This is a genomic window from Acetobacter malorum (genome assembly GCF_002153605.1).
GTDB classification, from domain to species: Bacteria; Pseudomonadota; Alphaproteobacteria; order Acetobacterales; family Acetobacteraceae; genus Acetobacter; species Acetobacter malorum_A.
The window spans coordinates 21,033-39,236 of sequence record NZ_JOPG01000016.1 but is presented as its reverse complement, the minus strand read 5'-3'; the positions used below and the strand labels follow the sequence as shown (position 1 = coordinate 39,236).

The 18,204-nt window shown below is 59.3% G+C and carries 16 protein-coding genes; 3 read left to right on the top strand and 13 right to left on the bottom strand.

Annotated features, from left to right (window positions below):
• Positions 1-78 precede the first annotated feature (78 nt).
• Positions 79-1,083, top strand: a complete 1,005-nt coding sequence (gene hemB / locus HK23_RS07615; RefSeq protein WP_063908532.1) for a porphobilinogen synthase — start codon at positions 79-81, stop codon at positions 1,081-1,083.
• A gap of 161 nt (positions 1,084-1,244) precedes the next feature.
• A complete protein-coding gene (locus tag HK23_RS07610) occupies positions 1,245-1,970 on the top strand; it encodes an arginyltransferase (protein ID WP_086653505.1) in 726 nt (241 codons plus the stop codon).
• A gap of 7 nt (positions 1,971-1,977) precedes the next feature.
• Here the strand turns inward: HK23_RS07610 and parC are convergent, their stop codons facing one another.
• The 9 genes from parC to dnaE form a co-directional block, all read right to left on the bottom strand.
• Positions 1,978-4,191, bottom strand: coding sequence for a DNA topoisomerase IV subunit A (gene parC, locus HK23_RS07605; RefSeq protein WP_086653520.1), 2,214 nt, complete (start codon positions 4,189-4,191; stop codon positions 1,978-1,980).
• 68 nt (positions 4,192-4,259) lie between these two features.
• On the bottom strand, positions 4,260-5,060 hold the full coding sequence (recO, locus tag HK23_RS07600; RefSeq protein WP_086653504.1) for a DNA repair protein RecO: 801 nt from the start codon (positions 5,058-5,060) through the stop codon (positions 4,260-4,262).
• Between the two features lie 18 nt (positions 5,061-5,078).
• Positions 5,079-5,984 (bottom strand): translation elongation factor Ts, encoded by a 906-nt coding sequence (tsf, locus tag HK23_RS07595; RefSeq protein WP_063908481.1) that lies wholly within the window; start codon positions 5,982-5,984, stop codon positions 5,079-5,081.
• Between the two features lie 128 nt (positions 5,985-6,112).
• Positions 6,113-6,922 (bottom strand): 30S ribosomal protein S2, encoded by an 810-nt coding sequence (gene rpsB / locus HK23_RS07590; RefSeq protein WP_043553616.1) that lies wholly within the window; start codon positions 6,920-6,922, stop codon positions 6,113-6,115.
• 164 nt (positions 6,923-7,086) lie between these two features.
• Entirely contained in the window at positions 7,087-8,190 is a 1,104-nt protein-coding gene (locus HK23_RS07585) for an aromatic ring-hydroxylating oxygenase subunit alpha (protein ID WP_086653503.1), read from the bottom strand.
• A 196-nt stretch (positions 8,191-8,386) separates the two neighbouring features.
• Positions 8,387-8,758, bottom strand: coding sequence for a hypothetical protein (locus HK23_RS14525; RefSeq protein WP_179193842.1), 372 nt, complete (start codon positions 8,756-8,758; stop codon positions 8,387-8,389).
• Positions 8,759-8,885: 127 nt separating this feature from the next.
• On the bottom strand, positions 8,886-9,698 hold the full coding sequence (locus tag HK23_RS07575; RefSeq protein WP_086653502.1) for an aminotransferase class IV: 813 nt from the start codon (positions 9,696-9,698) through the stop codon (positions 8,886-8,888).
• Entirely contained in the window at positions 9,695-11,110 is a 1,416-nt protein-coding gene (locus HK23_RS07570) for an anthranilate synthase component I family protein (RefSeq protein WP_086653501.1), read from the bottom strand. Before HK23_RS07570 ends, HK23_RS07575 begins: the two co-directional genes overlap by 4 nt.
• Positions 11,111-11,122: 12 nt before the next feature.
• Positions 11,123-14,542: a DNA polymerase III subunit alpha gene (dnaE, locus tag HK23_RS07565; protein ID WP_086653500.1), complete on the bottom strand. Its 3,420-nt coding sequence runs from the start codon at positions 14,540-14,542 to the stop codon at positions 11,123-11,125.
• Positions 14,543-14,633: 91 nt separating this feature from the next.
• Between dnaE and HK23_RS07560 the strand changes: the two genes are divergently transcribed.
• A complete protein-coding gene (locus HK23_RS07560; protein WP_086653519.1) occupies positions 14,634-15,728 on the top strand; it encodes a cobalt-precorrin-5B (C(1))-methyltransferase in 1,095 nt (364 codons plus the stop codon).
• Between the two features lies 1 nt (position 15,729).
• Here HK23_RS07560 and cobM read toward each other — a convergent pair whose 3' ends face one another.
• From cobM to HK23_RS14755, 4 genes are read right to left on the bottom strand one after another with little or no spacing between them, the layout of a single operon-like run.
• On the bottom strand, positions 15,730-16,482 hold the full coding sequence (gene cobM / locus HK23_RS07555; protein WP_086653499.1) for a precorrin-4 C(11)-methyltransferase: 753 nt from the start codon (positions 16,480-16,482) through the stop codon (positions 15,730-15,732).
• Positions 16,479-16,859: a cobalamin biosynthesis protein gene (locus HK23_RS07550; protein WP_179193841.1), complete on the bottom strand. Its 381-nt coding sequence runs from the start codon at positions 16,857-16,859 to the stop codon at positions 16,479-16,481. The genes cobM and HK23_RS07550 overlap by 4 nt, the downstream gene beginning before the upstream one ends.
• Complete coding sequence (cbiE, locus tag HK23_RS07545; protein ID WP_086653497.1) at positions 16,856-18,079, bottom strand: precorrin-6y C5,15-methyltransferase (decarboxylating) subunit CbiE; 1,224 nt, start codon at positions 18,077-18,079, stop codon at positions 16,856-16,858. Before cbiE ends, HK23_RS07550 begins: the two co-directional genes overlap by 4 nt.
• Positions 18,079-18,204: a hypothetical protein gene (locus HK23_RS14755; RefSeq protein WP_256940109.1), complete on the bottom strand. Its 126-nt coding sequence runs from the start codon at positions 18,202-18,204 to the stop codon at positions 18,079-18,081. The genes cbiE and HK23_RS14755 overlap by 1 nt, the downstream gene beginning before the upstream one ends.

Genomic DNA, 18,204 nt, shown 5'->3' with positions numbered 1-18,204 from the left:
CCGTCGGGTTTCTGCCTGATCTGGCCTCGCATTGCCCGGCCTCTCAGGTCCGCCCGACACGCAATGGAGATCCCGCCCATGCTGGCTGGTCGCTTCCCTCAGGCCCGCCCTCGCCGTAACCGGTTTGATGATTTCACGCGCAGACTGGTCGCTGAATCCTCTCTGGGCATCAACAATCTGATCTGGCCGATTTTCTTCATGGAGGGTACCAACTCCGTGACAGATGTGGCCTCCATGCCCGGCGTACAACGCGTCACGCTGGACCGGCTCGCTGCCCATGTTGAACCCGCCGCTAAACTGGGCATTCCCGCTCTGGCCCTGTTCCCCATCACACCGGCTGAAGCCCGGAATGAAACAGGTTCCGAAGCCCTGAATCCGGACAACCTGATGTGTCGGGCTGCGCGCCTTCTGAAAAAAGAATTCCCCAATGTCGGGCTGATCGGCGATGTGGCGCTGGACCCCTACACCAGCCATGGTCATGACGGCATTATCCGGAATGGCTATGTGGTGAATGATGAGTCCGTCACCATTCTCGCCCAGCAGGCTGTCAATCAGGCTGCTGCCGGGGTGGATATCCTCGCTCCGTCCGACATGATGGATGGCCGCATTGGCAGCTTCCGCACGGAGCTGGACAAGAACGGGTTTGTTGATACCCGCATCATGTCCTACGCCGCCAAATATGCCAGCGCCTTCTACGGCCCGTTCCGCGATGCTCTGGGCTCTGGCGACCTGCTGAAGGGCGACAAAAAGACCTACCAGATGGACCCCGCCAACAGCGATGAAGCTCTGCGTGAAGTGGAGATGGATATTGCCGAGGGCGCGGACATGGTCATGGTCAAGCCCGGCCTGCCGTATCTCGACGTCATCCGTCGCGTGCGGGACACATTTGCCGTGCCGACCTTCGCCTATCAGGTCTCCGGTGAGTATGCGATGCTGATGGCTGCCATCCAGAATGGCTGGCTGGACCATGAGCGCGCCGTCATGGAAAGCCTGCTGGCCTTCCGCCGCGCTGGTGCCCATGGCGTGCTGACGTATTTTGCGATCGAAGCCGCAGAACGCATCAAACAGACATACGGCGTCTGAACAGTCGCCGGAGCCTCTCGCGCTTCGGCCACCGCCCGCATCGCCTTTCTGTGAAACCCCTCAGGGGTTGAAAGCAAGTGCGTTGCGGGCGGCATTCCTGTTACAGTCAGTCAGGCTGTAGGTCTTTAAGGGCCTGCCAATCCCTTTTCCGGACATGACGTATGGTTTCGACACTGCGGCAATCGCAGTTTTTCTACACAACAGCACCCCAGCCCTGCCCCTACCTCCCGGGACAGATGGAGCGAAAGGTGATTGCGGATCTGGCCGTCCCCAATGCGGACGCCCTGCATAACCGCCTCTCTCGTGCCGGGTTCCGGCGCAGTCATACGCTGGCTTATGCCCCGGTCTGCGCCACCTGCTCCGCCTGCACCCCTATCCGTGTTCCCGTTCATCGATTTGAGCCCGACCGCACACAGCGGCGCACCCTGCGTCACAATGCCGATTTGCAGGCCAGACGTCTCCCGCCCATCACCACGCCGGAACAATACGCCCTCTTCCGCCGCTACCAGACAGCACGCCATACGGACGGCGACATGGCCACCATGACGGGGGAAGACTATCGCAGCATGGTGGAAGACACGCCCGTGGAAACTATGCTGTTTGAATTCCGGACAGAGGCCGGTGAACTGATGATTGTCAGCCTGATTGACCGGCTGGAAGATGGGCTATCCGCTGTCTACAGCTTCTATAACCCAGACCTGCCCCGCCGCTCACTTGGCAGTCTGGCAGTGCTGTTCCTTATTGAGGAAACAGCCCGCCTTGGTTTGCCCTACCTGTATCTGGGCTACTGGATTCAGAAGAGCCGGAAGATGTCCTACAAATCCCGCTTCCAGCCTGCCGAAATCCTGACCCACGGCGTCTGGCATACGCTGGACGCTGAGGCGTAACTCCGGCTCAGGCTTTCTTGAGCGCCCAGGACGGAGCTTCCTTACCGACAGCGGCACGTTTGCCCACCCAGGTCTGGAGGTCAGCAAACGGACGCAGGCGCACGTTTCCGGGCCACAGCAGGCCATCCTCAGCTTTAAAGACGACTGCGTTTTTCAGGGACTCACTGGCTTTGCCATATTTCTGCAAGCCAACACCCAGCCCACGACCCATAACCGGCAATTGCTCCAGCGGGAAGATCAGGAAGCGACGGTTGCTGCCCAGCACGGCGACCTGATCACCTTCCGCCGGCACGCAAAGCTGCGCACTTTCCTCGCCCTTCAGGTTCAGCACCTGACGGCCAGAGCGTTTTTCCGCCACCATACTCTCTTCTTCTACCAGCATGCCGCGCCCGGCGCTGGAGGCAACAAGCCGGCGCTGACCGGCCTGCACCGGGAACACGGCAATCACGTCTTCATCGTTCGAAAGGTCAAACAGCAGACGCACCGGCTGGCCATCGCCACGCCCGCGCGGCAGATCCGCCCCTTTCACGGTAAAGGCACGCCCATCTGTGCCGAAGAAGCACAATTTGTCTGTGCTCTGGCAGGGCACGGCAAGCCGCAGGCCGTCCCCTTCCTTGAACTTCTGGTTTTCCAGATCAACAGCATGACCTTTTACTGCCCGCACCCAGCCTTTCTGAGACAGGATGAGGGTCAGAGGCTCACGCTCCACCGTTTCCACCACGGAGATATCAACGGGGGCCGGAGCAGACTGCAATGTGCTGCGGCGCTTGCCCAGCTGGCCCTGCCCGAACTTCTTGACCATGCCCTCAAGTTCGCGCCCGATACGGGACCAGCGCTTCTTCTCGTCAGCCAGAAGCGTTTCCAGTTCGGCTCTTTCGGCTGAGAGCCCGTCATGCTCCTTGCGGATTTCCAGTTCTTCCAGCCGGCGCAGGCTCCGCAGGCGCATATTAAGCACAGACTCGGCCTGCAAATCGGTCAGTGAGAAGGTGGCAATCAGGCTGGCCTTGGCATCATCCTCTTCCCGGATAATGCGGATGACTTCATCCAGATTGAGGTAAACCGCCAGAAAACCGTCCAGAATTTCCAGACGCCGCAGCACGGCGGCCAGACGGTGGCGGCTCCGGCGTTCCAGCACAACATGGCGGTGGTCCAGCCAGGCCCGCAGAACGTCTTTCAGCCCCATGACGCCCGGTGCGCGGTCTGCACTCAGCACGTTCATGTTCAGCGGAAAGCGGCTTTCCAGCGTGGTCGCCCGGAACAGGGTTTCCATCAGCACTTCAGGCTCAATACCGCGTGTTTTGGGCTCCAGAACCAGACGGATTTCATCCGTGCTTTCATCCCGGATATCGCCCAGCAACGGCAGCTTCTTCTGCTCCAGAAGGTCGGCAATCTGCTCAATCAGGCGGGACTTCTGCACCTGATACGGAATTTCGGTGACAATAATCTGCCAGGTGCCAAAGCGCCCCTGCTCGACTTCCCACCGCGCCCGCATGCGGAAGCCACCACGGCCTGTTTCATAGGCTTTCAGAATGGCATCCGAATCTTCAACAATCAGGCCGCCGGTCGGAAAGTCTGGCCCCGGCATCAGCGCCAGTAGCTCAGCCGTGGTGCTTTCTGGCTTACGGGCCAGCAGTGCAGCAGCCGCACAGACTTCGGCAGCGTTGTGCGGCGGAATGCTGGTGGCCATCCCCACGGCAATCCCGGCCGCGCCATTGGCCAGCAGGTTCGGGAACGCCGCAGGCAGCACAACCGGCTCCTGCTCTTCACCATCATAAGTCGGGCGGAAATCGACGGCGTCGTCTTCGATCCCATCAAGCAGAGCCTTGGCGACTTCCGTCAGGCGGGCTTCGGTGTATCGCATGGCAGCGGCGTTATCACCGTCAATGGACCCGAAGTTCCCCTGCCCTTCTACCAGCGGATAACGGGCGGCAAATTCCTGCGCGAGACGCACGAGTGCCTCATAGACCGAGGCATCCCCATGCGGATGGAATTTACCAATAACGTCCCCCACCACACGGGCACATTTCTTGAAGCCGGAGGACGGGTCCAGCTTGAGCTGGTGCATGGCGTAAACAAGCCGACGATGCACCGGCTTGAGGCCATCCCGCACGTCAGGCAGCGAGCGCGACATGATGGTGGACAGCGCATAGGCCAGATACCGTTCACTGAGCGCATCCGCCAGCTTGGTATCCTCAATATGGCCTTCAAATGTCTCGCTCATTTCCTGCTCCCCAGACCCAATGCCGGCTCTCATACAGCCTGAGACATAACGCTGTGACGCGTTTTGTTCTAGTCTCCTTCTTCGTCAGCAGCCTCATTCGGCTGTCCGGCAAGACGCGTCACACGGTCCACCAGCCGCTCCCGTGCCGCAGGCAGGGGGCGATGCCGCTGCCCGAAGGCGTCCCGCGCCAGAAAATGACCTGTCAGCCGCAGTCCGGCCAGCCAATCCTCCGGTGTGCCGGTTTCCTCTTCAGACAGCAGGAAGGACGGAAGCGGTAAAAGCCGGTCTTTCCATTCCCCGGCGCCGTCTTCTGACACCGCTTTTCCTGTTTTGGGAGAGACATAGGCAAGTCCTGTTGTCGCCCCGGTGACCGCACAGGCGGAAAGATCGAGCCCGAAGCCAAGCTCGGTCAGCAACGCGCATTCCCAGCGCACCACATCCGGCAGCCCTTCGCGCTCGGACACGGCGGGATCAAACCCCAGAAAACTGAGAAGCTTTACCGTTTTGGCAAACAGCACCGGACACGGCTCACCCTCTGGCAAAGCCGCATCGGCCAGCACGCAGACGGACTGGACCATGGCCAGCGTGAGCGGCGCATCCAGCAGCCGGAAGCCGCATCCATAGAGTAATTCACCAGAAAGCCGGACTATGCCGCCGGCAGAGCGGGCCTGAAAACGGGTTTTAACCAGATTCCCCGGCTGCCATAACGCGCTGCCTGCACGGGATCTGGCCCCATAGACCACACCGCGCACCAGCCCGTTTTCTTCTGTCAGCACATGCACACGGGCGTTATTTTCACCCAACAAGGCCGCAGAAAGCACAAGGGCGGGAGCCTCCCTGTCGAGGGAAGTCCCGCCCTGTTGCATCATCGTGCAGAAACGCCTGACTTAGACGCCGGAAACCTTGGCCACTTCAGCAGCAAAGTCGTCGGCTTCTTTTTCAATGCCTTCGCCCAGCTGGAAGCGGTCAAAGCCAACCAGCTTCACGCCAGCTTTCTCCAGAACCTTCTTCACGCGGCTTTCACCGTCATGCACCCACACCTGCTCCAGAAGAACAACTTCTTCATAGAACTTGCGGATACGACCTTCGACCATCTTTTCGATGATGGCTTCCGGCTTACCGGAGTCTTTCGCCTGGTCGATCAGCACAGCGCGTTCACGCTCAACTTCAGCCTGATCAAGGCTGGTCACGTCCAGAGCGGACGGACGCGTTGCAGCAACGTGCATGCCAATCTGGCGGCCCAGCTGGTTGATGGCGTCAGAAGCGGTCGGAGCTTCCAGAGCAGCCAGAACACCAATCTTGCCAACGCCCGGACGCAGTGCACCGTGCACATACGTTGCCACAACGCCAGACGGCACCGTGAACACGCGAGCGCGACGCAGGGACATATTTTCGCCAATGGTGGCGATCAGGTGCGTCAGTTCATCAGCAACCGTGCGGCCGGTAGCCAGCGTTGCAGCCTTGATGGCTTCCAGATCGTCACCGACCTTCAGGGCAACCTGAGCAACAGATTCAACAAAGCTCTGGAACGCTTCGTTACGGGCCACAAAGTCCGTCTCGGCGTTCACTTCAACCATGGCTGCTTTCTTGTCTTCTGATGCAACAGCAACCAGACCTTCAGCGGCAACACGGCCAGATTTCTTAGCAGCAGCAGCAAGGCCCTTGGTGCGCAGCCAGTCAATGGCGCCTTCAATTTCACCATTGGACTCGTTCAGAGCCTTTTTGCAGTCCATCATGCCTGCGCCCGTTTTTTCGCGCAGTTCTTTGACCAGTGCAGCGGTAATGGCCGCCATAGTTCATCTCCTTAAAAACCGGAACGCGCCCGTGGGGGCGCGCACAGGGCTGTCATGCCTGTGTGCAGGCATCTATCGTATCTGAAAAACCGGCCCGGCAGATCATGCGCGGGCCGGTCAGCAAAACTTTAGTTTGCAGCAGGTGCCGGAGCAGCAGCAGCTTCAGGTGCCGCAGCCGGAACTTCTGCTTCCAGAGCCGGGTCAACCGGCAGTTCTTCAGCAGCACCGAAATCCTGGCCAGAAGCGCCCAGTTCAGCGGAGATCCCGTCCAGAACGGAAGAGGAGACCAGATCGCAATACAGGGAGATGGCGCGGATGGCGTCATCGTTACCCGGAACCGGGAAGGTCACGCCCTTGGGGTCGGAGTTGCTGTCCAGAATCGCCACAACCGGAATGCCCAGCTTGTTAGCTTCTTCAACAGCCAGCTTTTCCTTGTTGGTGTCGATGATGAACAGGATGTCGGGCAGACCGCCCATTTCCTTGATCCCGCCGAGGGAGCGTTCGAGCTTGTCACGTGCGCGGGTCAGCTCAAGAATTTCTTTCTTGGTCAGACCAGACGTGCCGCCGTCCAGCGTTTCTTCAATCTGGCGCAGACGCTTGATGGAACCCGTAATGGTCTTCCAGTTCGTCAGCATGCCACCCAGCCAGCGGTGGTTGACGTAATACTGACCGCAGCGCTTTGCAGCTTCAGCAATCGGTTCTGCAGCGGCGCGCTTGGTGCCAACAAACAGAACGCGGCCACCACCGGCAACAGTGTTGCGGATTGCCTGCAGGGCGCGGTCAAGCAGGCCAACGGTCTGCTGGAGGTCGATAATGTGGACCTGGTTACGCACACCGAAGAGGTATGGCTCCATCCGCGGGTTCCAGCGGCGGGTGTGGTGACCGAAGTGAACACCAGCTTCAAGCAGCTGGCGGAGTGTGAAATCTGGCATCGCCATGGGGCGTATCCTACCTTATCTGGTTAATCCTCCGCGAAGCACGGCCCCTTATACTGTTCAGGGCACCAGAAGGTGTATGGCTTCGCGTGCGTAGTCCCGGCCTGGGCCAAGCGATGCCGATATGACGGTTTTCGCTGGCCCTTGCAAGGCAAAAATGCGGGTTATCAGCCCTTGTGGATGGGTTTGGCGTTTGCGTTGGGCACGCCTTTACGGGCCAGCAGAGCCCGCAGAGCCTTCACAATAGGGAAGACTTCAATGTTGTGGTCGCCCCCAAGTTCACGCCAGGCCTTCTGCTCAAGCTCCACAACTTCGCGGTCTTCTTCAAAAATACGGTGTGTGAAGATCCCCAGCACCGGCCAGGCCATATCCAGCAGAAAGCCCCATTTGGGCTTTTTAACGGAGAGCAGACCAAATGTCTGGGTGCCCAGCTGGTCAGACCCAAGCGGCACATAGGCGACCCACAGGTCCATCACCAGATCGCCATCTTTGTCATGAATTTGCAGAGTCTGGTACGGGTAGGTGGTGCGGATGGAGACAATTTCCTCCACCGGCTGTTCCTGCCCTTCAATCTCACGATGCTTGCCGAAAATAAGCGCTTCCGCCAACGGCTGGTTGCCGCCCTTACGGGCAAAGCTATACCGGGCTTCCTGAAAATTCTCGCCCTTGTCCTGCCCCATAAAACGGGCCGTGATGGAGCCCATCTGCCGCCGGTGCAGGAACTGATGGTTCATGTCCATCAGGTTTTCATGCATGAAGGTGTAGTGACATTTCAGGCGCGGATGGAAGCGACGGGTCTTGAATTCCGGATTTTCAACCTGCGCAATGTCGGGCATCGGCACGCTGTCCGCCAGAGCAGGATCTCCGGGGAAAACAAAAATCAGACCGCTTTTTTCCCGGCAGGGATAAGACTTAACTGGCCGCCCCACGCCTTCCTTATTAAGGTAAGGCACCGTGACACATTGACCTGCACGGTCAAACGCCCAGCCATGATAGCAGCATTTGATGCAGTCGCCCTCGACCATACCTTTGCTAAGCGGCACCTGCCGATGCGCACAACGGTCTTCCAGCGCATAGACCGGTCCATTTTCCGGACGGATCAGGGCAATGGGGTGTCCGGCATAGCGGGCAGGAAAAGCCTTGCCCGGACGCACCTTGTGCGACCACGCAATGGGGTACCAGAAATTCGGATCACAATCGATCTGCCGCAGATCATACTCCGGGGCAGAGACCTGTTCAGCCGGTTTTTCTTTGACTGCTTCTTCCTGCATGGGTCACCTCTCATAGTACCAGAGGTGAATGCGCATAAAAAACGGCATCACCTCACCGGGTCATGTCGTCTAGGATTGGTCTTTCCCCCAGGATCAGACAAGCCCCACCTCTGCATGCCTGATTAGCAGGGGATTAGCGCATTATAAAGGAAGAGCCCTCTGCTCCACCGGGGAACAAAGGGCTCCAGCACGCTTTTTATTTAGGCGAATGTGCCAGAGGGTAATGCTTACGGGGGTGAGTCGGCTGATCAGGCTTTTCGGTTTGAGGGCCCGGAGTTGTGGTACCGCGGTTCGTCGTCGCGTCCTGACCATTACCACCATTGGAGGGCGGCTGCGTCCCGGGCTGTTCCGCCTCGGTGCGCGGGTTGTTCCAGAGTTTATGAGACGGCTCAACCCGATTGCCGTTCTCGTCCTTCGCCGCAGGCGGCACCTTACCAACCTGAGACGCCGCAGAATTTGCGGTCGGCGCGCCGGGAACCGAATCACTCTGCGTTGTCTGCGCCAGCGCGAGAGTGGGTGCCATCAGCATGGAAACAGCCAAAGTCATGGAATATAATTTTGAAGACATGGGATGTCCTCCCGTTGAAGATGTATAAAGGCACTCATGCCCCTAACGAGGCCTTCCTGAAAAAGTTGCCTTCCCTTTTTTACAGAGCACACCAGTCAAAACGGGAAGGTAACCTTTACACTGCCCCCTACGCAGGCAACGATATGTCCAGTACAGCACACAGCCTGCTCAGCCCTGCTGCGGACTGCCGGACAAACGCACCATCAAACACCCTCACCTGCCGCACGCTCAGACTGTTAATCAGGTAAAGCCCCTCTGCGGCTTTCAGGCGCGCCAGAGAAACAGGCTCTTCCCGCAACATTCCCGCCTGCAACAAAACAGCCCGCGCGACCCCGGGCAACGCGCCTTCCCCGACCGTCGGGGTGAAAAATTCGCCCCCTTCCTGAAGCACCACCGTACTGATGGTTGTTTCTGCCACCCTCCCCTGCACATTCAGCAACAGGGCTTCCTCACACCCTGCCCGTGCAGCTTCCTGCCGGGCCAGAATATTGGGCAGATAATTGAGGCTTTTCAGACGATTCAACGGAGATTGCTCATCTCGCCGGATGGTTTGGCTTGTCATAAGGGAGACGGATGAGACTTTTGCCTGCCCTGCCGTAACGGTCATAAAAACAGTGGGGCCACCATCCTGCGGCGGCAAAAGCCCTCTCGGAGCCACGCCGCGTGTGACTGTCAGGCGAGCAGAGCCATTTTGCACATCCGTAGCCTGCAAAAGCGCCTGTGCGGCCTGCGCCACTGTTGCAGCGTCAGGAACAGACAAGCCCAGCACGGCTCCCCCATGCTGCAAACGCTGCATATGCAAATCCAGATGGCATACACGACCCTTTTGCACACGCAGCGTTTCAAACAGACCATCCCCCAGCGTCAGACCCCGATCCGCCAGACTGACATGCGCCTGCGCAGCCTCGCACAGATTACCGTTCAACCAGACCAGACTCATGCCTCACCTCCAAACAGCGCAAGAAAGGGCGCTAATTTCAGGCGCATTTCTTCATATTCCTTTTGCGCGTCAGAGAGGATGGTAATACCGCCCCCCGCAGCCAGGGTCAGTGAATCTTTTTTCCGGACAAGGGTCCGAATGATCACGGAGCTTTCCAGACGCCCTTCCACCCCGATACAGAACATGCTGCCGCAATAAGCCCCACGCGGAGAGGCTTCCAGGTCTTCAATAATTTCCATCGCCCGATGCTTCGGTGCCCCTGTGACAGAGCCGGGCGGCAGAGTGGCGCGCAGCAGGTCAAATACATCCTGCCCGGCCTCCAGCTCTCCTCGCACTTCGGACACCAGATGATGCACATGAGCAAAGCGTTCCACCGTCAGAAACTCCGGCACGCTCATGCTCCCAACCCGCGCCACACGGCCAATATCGTGCCGCATGAGGTCAACAATCATCAGATTTTCGGCACGCTCTTTGTCATCTGCATTCAAAGCAGCCGCACAGGCGTCATCCTCTTCCGGCGTCTGCCCTCGTGGGGCTGTGCCCTTGATGGGGCGGGACGTCACAACACCCTGCGCATCACACTGCAAAAACCGTTCTGGTGACGTGGAATGCAACGCGCATCCAGCCCCGCAGGACAGATACGCCCCAAACGGTGCCGGAGCCTTTTGACGCAGAGCCAGATAGAGGGCCGTATTGGAAAAGTCTTTTGGAAAGAAGGAAGAATAGCGCCCTGTGATATTCACCTGAAAAATATCCCCGGCGGCAATATACGCTTTAGCGCGCTCTATAGCCCGGCAATACGATGCGCTGGACTGATCAAGACGAAAACGCACCCGAGGCACATCAGGCAAAGCCCCCACATCCGTAGGCACGGCATTCCATGCCGCAACATGCGCTGCAACCGCCTTCCGCCCCGCAGCCTCATCGCCCTCAGCCAATACAATGCCTGTGGCGAACACCCGTTTTGAAAGACGGTCCCACACAAAGGCATGATCGTAAAAACCGGAAGCCCAGTCCGGCTCATCCTGCACAGAATGCCCGGGCACAATATGTTCCAGATACTGCCCGAAACCATATCCGGCAAACCCGATCCAGCCACCGGAAAATGGCAATTCCGGTATTTCCTCCGGCCCGCCTGCGCGGACAACAGCAGACGGCATGGCCTGCCGTAACCCAGCAAACAACGTATCTGGCAAAAAAGGCACAGGCGGCTGGGAGCCCTGAAAAATCTGCCCATCCTGCGCCACCAGAATCTGCCGCGGCGTTCGGCAGAAAATCTGCCAGCGACTGCGTCCTTCTACTGGCCCACCGCTATCCAGAAACGCACACCAGGGCGCATCGCCCCATGCTGCAAACACCGCTTCCGGCTCACGCCAGGGCAGTTCCTGTACCCAGACCCGCGCCGTGACCATAGTTTTGCACCCTCAGACCTGTTCTACGCGGGAAATGCCTTCCAGCATTTTCAGCCTCTGCCCCAGCAGCGGTGTAACCCGATACCCACCGCGCAAACGGATTTCCACATCACAGGTTTCCGCAACGCCGGGCAGCAGGGTAATCCTGCTGGAACCCCCTTTTTGCTCGGTCAGAATTTCATTCAGACGTGGCAAAACGCCTTCCTGCTCCACCCATATCCGCAACTCACTTTTTGCCTGCGCGGCAGCCTGCTCAAGCTCCACAATGTCGGTAGCTGTAATGCGCATCGCCTCGCCTTCCAGCTTCAGGTCTGCTGTCACCAAAACAGCTGTGCCAGCTGTAAGACTTTCGCGCACACGGGTCAGCACTTCAGAAAACACGGTGACTTCACACCCACCGGAGGAATCTGAAAGCCGGACCCACGCCATCTTGTTCCCCGTGCGGGTCGGGCGCTCCTTACGGTCCACCACACAGCCCGCAATACGCACGCGCCCCACCCCGGCCTCCGCTGCGGAAAGCAGGCCAGAACAACGCGTCACATCCAGACGACGCAGCACTGTGCCGTAGGAGTCCAACGGATGAGCCGTCATGTGGAAGCCAATGGCTTCGGCCTCCATGGCCAGACGCTCGAACTCCGGCCAGTCCTGACATTTTGCAAGACGCAGCGGTTCCACATGCCCACCGCCACCAAACAGACCGATCTGCCCCGACGCCGCCTCCTGCGCCTGACTTTGCGCCCGCCGCAAAATGGTATCCGCCGAGTTAAACGCCAGCGCCCGGTTTTTATCCAGACATTCAAACGCTCCGGCTTTTGCCAGATTTTCCATCTGCATGCGGTTGATCTGCTTCGGGTCAATCCGCATGGCAAAGTCTGCCAGATCCTTAAATGGCTTGTTCCCACGCGTTGCCACAAGAGCTTCCATCGCGCTGAACCCAACCTTTTTGACCGCCGCCAGAGCATAACGAATACCGTGGCTCCCATCCGGCAATGTCTCAACCGAGAAATCGGCTTCCGACTTGTTCACATCCGGCGGCAGAACCTTAATACCCATCCGTTCGGCTTCCTGCCGCAGAGCGGCCAGCTTTTCCGTCCGTTCCCGCGCAAGAGACATACAGCCCGCAAGGAACGCCACCGGATGGTTGGCCTTCATCCACGCCGTCTGATACGAGACCAGCGCATAGGCGGCCGCATGCGATTTATTGAAGCCGTAGTCAGCAAATTTCGCCATGAGGTCAAACACCTCAACGGCTTTATCCCGATCAATCCCGCGCTTGACGGCCCCTTCCGTGAAAATCTCACGCTGGGTATCCATTTCCGCACGGATTTTCTTACCCATGGCGCGCCGCAGCAAGTCAGCGGCCCCAAGGCTGTAGCCCGCCATTTTCTGGGCAATCTGCATCACCTGTTCCTGATAGACCATGATGCCATAGGTCTCTTCAAGAATATCGCGGATTTCCTCGTGCGGCGGCTCCCATGCTTCCCCGTGTTTTCTCCGGCAATAATCAGGAATATTCGCCATCGGGCCGGGACGATACAGGGCCACCGCCGCAATCAGGTCTTCCAGCCGGGTGGGACGCATCTGTTTAAGGACATCACGCATCCCGGCACCTTCAAACTGGAAGACGCCGGCAGTATCGCCGTTGCTGAGCATGTCATAGGTGGCCGCGTCGTTCAGCGGAATACGGCTGAGATCAACCTCAATCCCCATTTTCTTGAGGAAGCCAACGCCTCTTTGCAGAATGGTCAGCGTTGTCAGCCCCAGAAAGTCGAACTTGACCAGCCCCGCCTGCTCAACAAATTTCATGTTGTACTGCGTGACAAGCATGTCGCTTTTCGGGTCTCGGTAGAGCGGCACCAACTCCACCAGAGGCCGGTCACCAATCACCACACCAGCGGCGTGGGTACTGGCATGGCGGAACAGCCCTTCAATCTGCTGCCCAATTTCCAGCAGGCGGCGCAACGCTTCATCATTGTCGCGCATTTCCTGAAGTTTCGGCTCTCCAGCAATAGCTTCCTTCAGCGTGGTCGGTTTAGCCGGGTTGTTGGGAATAAGCTCCGCGACCCGGTTAACCATGCCGTAAGGCAGGCCCAGCACACGCCCCACGTCACGCACCGCAGCACGCGCCTGCAACTTACCGAAGGTGATAATCTGCGCCACGCGGTCCGCCCCGTATTCACGGCGCACATAGGCAATCACCTCGTCTCGCCGGTCCTGACAGAAATCGATATCAAAGTCAGGCATGGAGACACGTTCGGGGTTTAGAAACCGTTCGAACAGCAGGTTGAAGGGGATGGGGTCGATATCCGTAATCGTCAGCGCCCATGCCGCCAGAGAGCCTGCGCCCGACCCACGCCCCGGCCCCACCGGAATATCATGCGCCTTCCCCCACTGGATGAAGTCCGCCACGATCATGAAGTAACCGGGGAACCCCATGCGGGAGATAATATCCAGCTCAAAGGTCAGGCGGTCTTTATATTTCTGCCGGGTTTCCTCATCCATGGTCATGCCGGAAAGGCGCTTTTCAAGCCCTTCCCACGCCATGGCGCGCAGGGTTTCGTCTTCCGTGGCCCCTTCACGCACTTTTGGGCAAACAGGTAGCAACGGCTTGCGCGTTTCCACTTTGATCGCGCAACGACGGGCGATTTCCAGCGTATTGTCACAGGCATCCGGCAGATCGGCAAACAGGGTGCGCATCATTTCCGGCGGCTTGAACCAATGCTCCGGCGTCACACGCCAGCGGTCACGCTCCGCCATAGTACGGCCCTGCGCGATACAAATCAGCGCATCATGCGCCTCGTACATTTCCGGACGCGGGAAGAAACACTCATTGGTTGCCACCAGCGGGAGCCCGAACGCGTCCGCCAGCGCCAGCACACCCGGCTCCACTGCTTTTTCCACCGGCAGGTTATGGCGGTGCAGTTCCACAATCAGGCGATCACCAAAGGCCTCCTTCGCCTGCGCCAGCCAGCGTTCGGCTTCGTCCTTCTGCCCATCGGCCAGCATCTGGAAAACCGGGCCACGGGTGCCACCTGTTAGCAGCAGCAGCCCCTCCGAGCGCTCACACATTACCTCCATGCTGATAACCGGATCAGCCGGGTCGGATTCTCGAAAGCCTGTGGAGGACAGATATTGCAGGTTGGCCAGCCCCACCTCGTTCTGCGCAAGCATGACAATCGGCTCAGACGGCGAGCCGGGTTTGTCGTTGCGTGACGGCAGGCCAAGCTGGCAGCCAATAATTGGCTGAATGCCGCTCTTGCTGGTGTACTGCGAGAACTCCAGTGCCCCGAAGAGATTGCCCGAATCCGTGATAGCGACGGCGGGCATCCGCATCTCTTTGGTCAGAGAAACCATCTCCGGCACACGAATGGCCCCCTGGCTCAGGGAGTAAGCGGAATGGACACGGAGATGAACGAAATCGGCGTAAGACATACCCCGTTCTATCACACCCTCCGGGGCCTGCGTCACCTTACAAATGCTTATCTGGATACCGCCGCGCGCCCGGATGCTTTACAACCCCCTTATGGAGCACACGGGAACAGAGCTACGCCGGGGCTGGACCACCGGAAGCTGCGCAACAGCGGCAGCAAAAGCCGCATGGCTGATGCTCATGGGGCACGAGCCTCCGGTCAGTGTGGCTATTACGCTCCCCGGTGGCCAGCGCCCCGCCTTTGCCATTTGCCGCACAGGACTGGAAAACGGCCATCCGTTTGCCGAGGTGGTGAAAGACGCGGGGGATGACCCGGACATCACCCACGGCGCCATCATCCGTGCCACAGTCTGCCGCCTGCCCACTGGCTCAGGTGTGCAGTTTCAGGCAGGACCCGGCGTTGGCATGGTCACACGCCCCGGCCTGCCCATTCCGCCCGGCGAGCCAGCCATTAACCCCACCCCTCGGGCCATGATCCGCACAGCCCTGACCGAAGCCAACAGCGGCACTTTGCCAGATGCGGACGTCACGCTTTCCATTGAGAATGGAGCCAGACTGGCTGAACGCACCCTCAACAGCCGCCTTGGCATTATCGGTGGTCTCTCTGTTCTGGGGACAACCGGCATTGTGGTGCCGTTTTCCTGCGCTGCGTGGATCGACAGTATTCATCGTGGCATTGATGTCGCCCGCGCAGAGGGCCTGAGGCATATTGCAGGCTCTACCGGCAATGTTTCAGAAAAAGCCGTGCAGAAATTTTACGCGCTGCCTGACACTGCGCTGATTGAAATGGGTGATTTTGTCGGCGGTATGTTGAAGTACCTACGCCGCCACCCCGTGCCACGCCTGACCATTGCGGGCGGCATTGCGAAAATGACCAAACTTGGTCAGGGCAAGCTGGACCTGCACTCCAAACGCGGACAAGCCGACATGGCAGCCCTCGCACAGCTTGCCGCAACAGGCGGCGCACCTGCCCCCGTAACAGACGCCATTGCTGCCTGCCCCACCGTAGCCGAGGCTTTTCTGCTTGCCACCGCAGCGCACATCCCGCTCGGCACGCTCATCGCACAATCTGCCCTGCGCACGGTTCTGGAAACTCTCGCCCCAGCCCCCTGCGCAGTGGACGTGATGGTGTTTGACCGCTCAGGCCAGTGTGTGGGGCAGGCTGGACCGTCCCTCCCCCCAACCTGACTTAACTGCGGAAACGCCGCCGATAATCCGGGTCATACAAAGCGCTTTCCCGAAAATCTTTTTCTGCCAGAGCAGGCCCTACCAGCACCAGAGCTGTACGCTCCACCGGGTTTTGCGCCAGCTCTGCTTCAATCGTGCTCAGCGTGCCACGCAGCACAAGCTGATCCGGCCATGTTGCCCGCGCCACAATAGCAACGGGGCAATCAGCTCCATAAAAAGGCGTTAACTCCTGCACGATTTTTTCCAGAGCATGGATCGCCAGATGAATAGCCAGAGTGGCTCCGGTGGCTGCAAACGCTGCCAGTGTTTCACGCTCCGGCATGGCAGAGGCCCGGCCTGTCATGCGTGTGAGCACCACACTCTGGGCTACACCCGGCACCGTCAGTTCCCGCCCCAGCACAGAGGCCGCAGCGGCAAAAGCGGGGACACCCGGCACCATGCTCCACGGGATCCCCAGCCGATCAAGCCGACGGGTCTGCTCCGCAACGGCGCTGTAAATGGACAAATCGCCTGAATGCAGCCGGGCCACGTCCTGCCCTTCCGCATGGGCTTTGGCATATTCTGCTTCAATCTCATCCAGAGAGAGCGGAGCTGTATCCACCAGCCGCGTCCCCTCCGGGCAAAATTTCAGCATATCCGGTGGCACAATGGAGCCCGCATAAAGGCACACCGGGCAGCGTTCCAGCAGATCGCGCCCACGCAGCGTCAGCAAATCCGCAGCCCCCGGCCCGGCACCGATAAAATAAACCGTCATTTCGTTCCCTCTCCTTCCGCCACTGCACAGGTTACACCCGCATGTGCCTGCCGAGGCACGCGCAACCACGCCCCCGGCCCCGCGCCAGCCAATGCACAGCCTTCCGCCACAGCGGCAAATCCTGTTTCCTGCAAAGCTCTTTCTGAAACTGTTGGGCAAAGTGTCTGCACCGCCCGCAAAGCGCCTTCTGAAACCCAGAATAGCGGGACACCAAGCAGAGCGGCCACTGTCTCCGGCAACGCGTCCCCCTGCCGAAAACCCGGCACCGCCAGAAGCGTCAAACTGCTTACCCCACTTTCCTGCACCATCTGGCGTACAAAGACCGCTGCCTCGGGCGCAGTGGCCGAGCTACTCCATCCCATCCCGGCAACACTCATGAGGGCGCGTCCGGTTTCCACGCAACCCATTGCGTCACACTCATGGCCGGACGAAAACCGTGCATCTGCCCGATCCCTTCCATGCGAGAGACCGCCAGACGGGTGAGCGTGCCACCCCACTCCTGCACTGCCTGCATCAGCCGTGCTTCCGTTTCCATCACCACGGCATTAACCACAAGCCGCCCTCCGGGTTTGAGCGCCTCCCATGCACCTTCCAGAACACCAGCGCGACTTCCGCCTCCGCCAATAAAAATAGCATCCGGACGTTCCAGATTTTCAAAACCCTGTGGTGCGCGGGCTTCTACAATCTGTAAATCGGGCACACCCAAATTAAGCGCGTTGCGGGCAATCCGTGCAGCCCGTTCCGGCACAGGCTCCAGCGTTATGGTGCGGCAGGTTGGGTCGGCCAGCATCCACTCGATCCCGACAGAGCCAGAACCGCCTCCAACATCCCACAGCAACTCCCCGGCACGCGGGGCGAGGGAAGAAAGCGTCACCGCACGAATTTCGCGCTTGGTCATCTGCCCATCATGCTCAAAGCAGGAATCCGGCAGGCCCGAAGTCCGAGGAAGGCTGAACGTCAACCTGTCCGGCACAGTCTCCAGCGCCAGAATAGTCAGCTTGCCGGGAGAGACAGGCACACCCTCCCGTGCCTCAAAATCATAACGGCGTTCCTTTGGTCCACCGAGCGCTTCAAGCGCATGGCAACGCGTGCGCCCAAAGCCTGCCTCCCTCAGCCACTCCGCAAGCTGAGCCGGAGACTGCTCATCCGCACACAGCACCATCAACCGCGCACCGGGCTGCAAAAATGGCTTCATGCGGTGCATATTGCGCCCACACAAAGACACTACCCGACAGTCCTGCAAGGCCCAACCGAGACGCGCGCAGGCGAGAGAGATGGAAGAAGGTGCTGGCAGGCACAGCATCTCCTCGGGCGGCACGTGTCGGGCCAGCGTTGCACCAACGCCGTAGAAAAACGGATCACCCGACGCCAGAACCACAACGGGCTTACCCCGCCGCGCTAGAATAGCATCAACACCTTTTTGAAAAGGTGACGGCCAGACAGCCGTTTCTCCGTGAATCTTTTCTGCCGCCAGTTCCAGATGCCGCGCGCCTCCCACAACATACGAGGCATGAGAGAGCAGTGTGCGGGCAGCAGCACTCAGGCCGTCCAGCCCATCCTCACCAATTCCAATCAGTGTCAGCCAGACATCCGGCATCACATCACTTCCCCCGGTTCTGCGCCGGTGCGCATTACGTTCTGCACCTTTCCGAACACCCGACTTGCGGAACCTCCGCCCAGATCGTTATGGAAAGACGCATACAGTTCTTCAGGATACAGCAC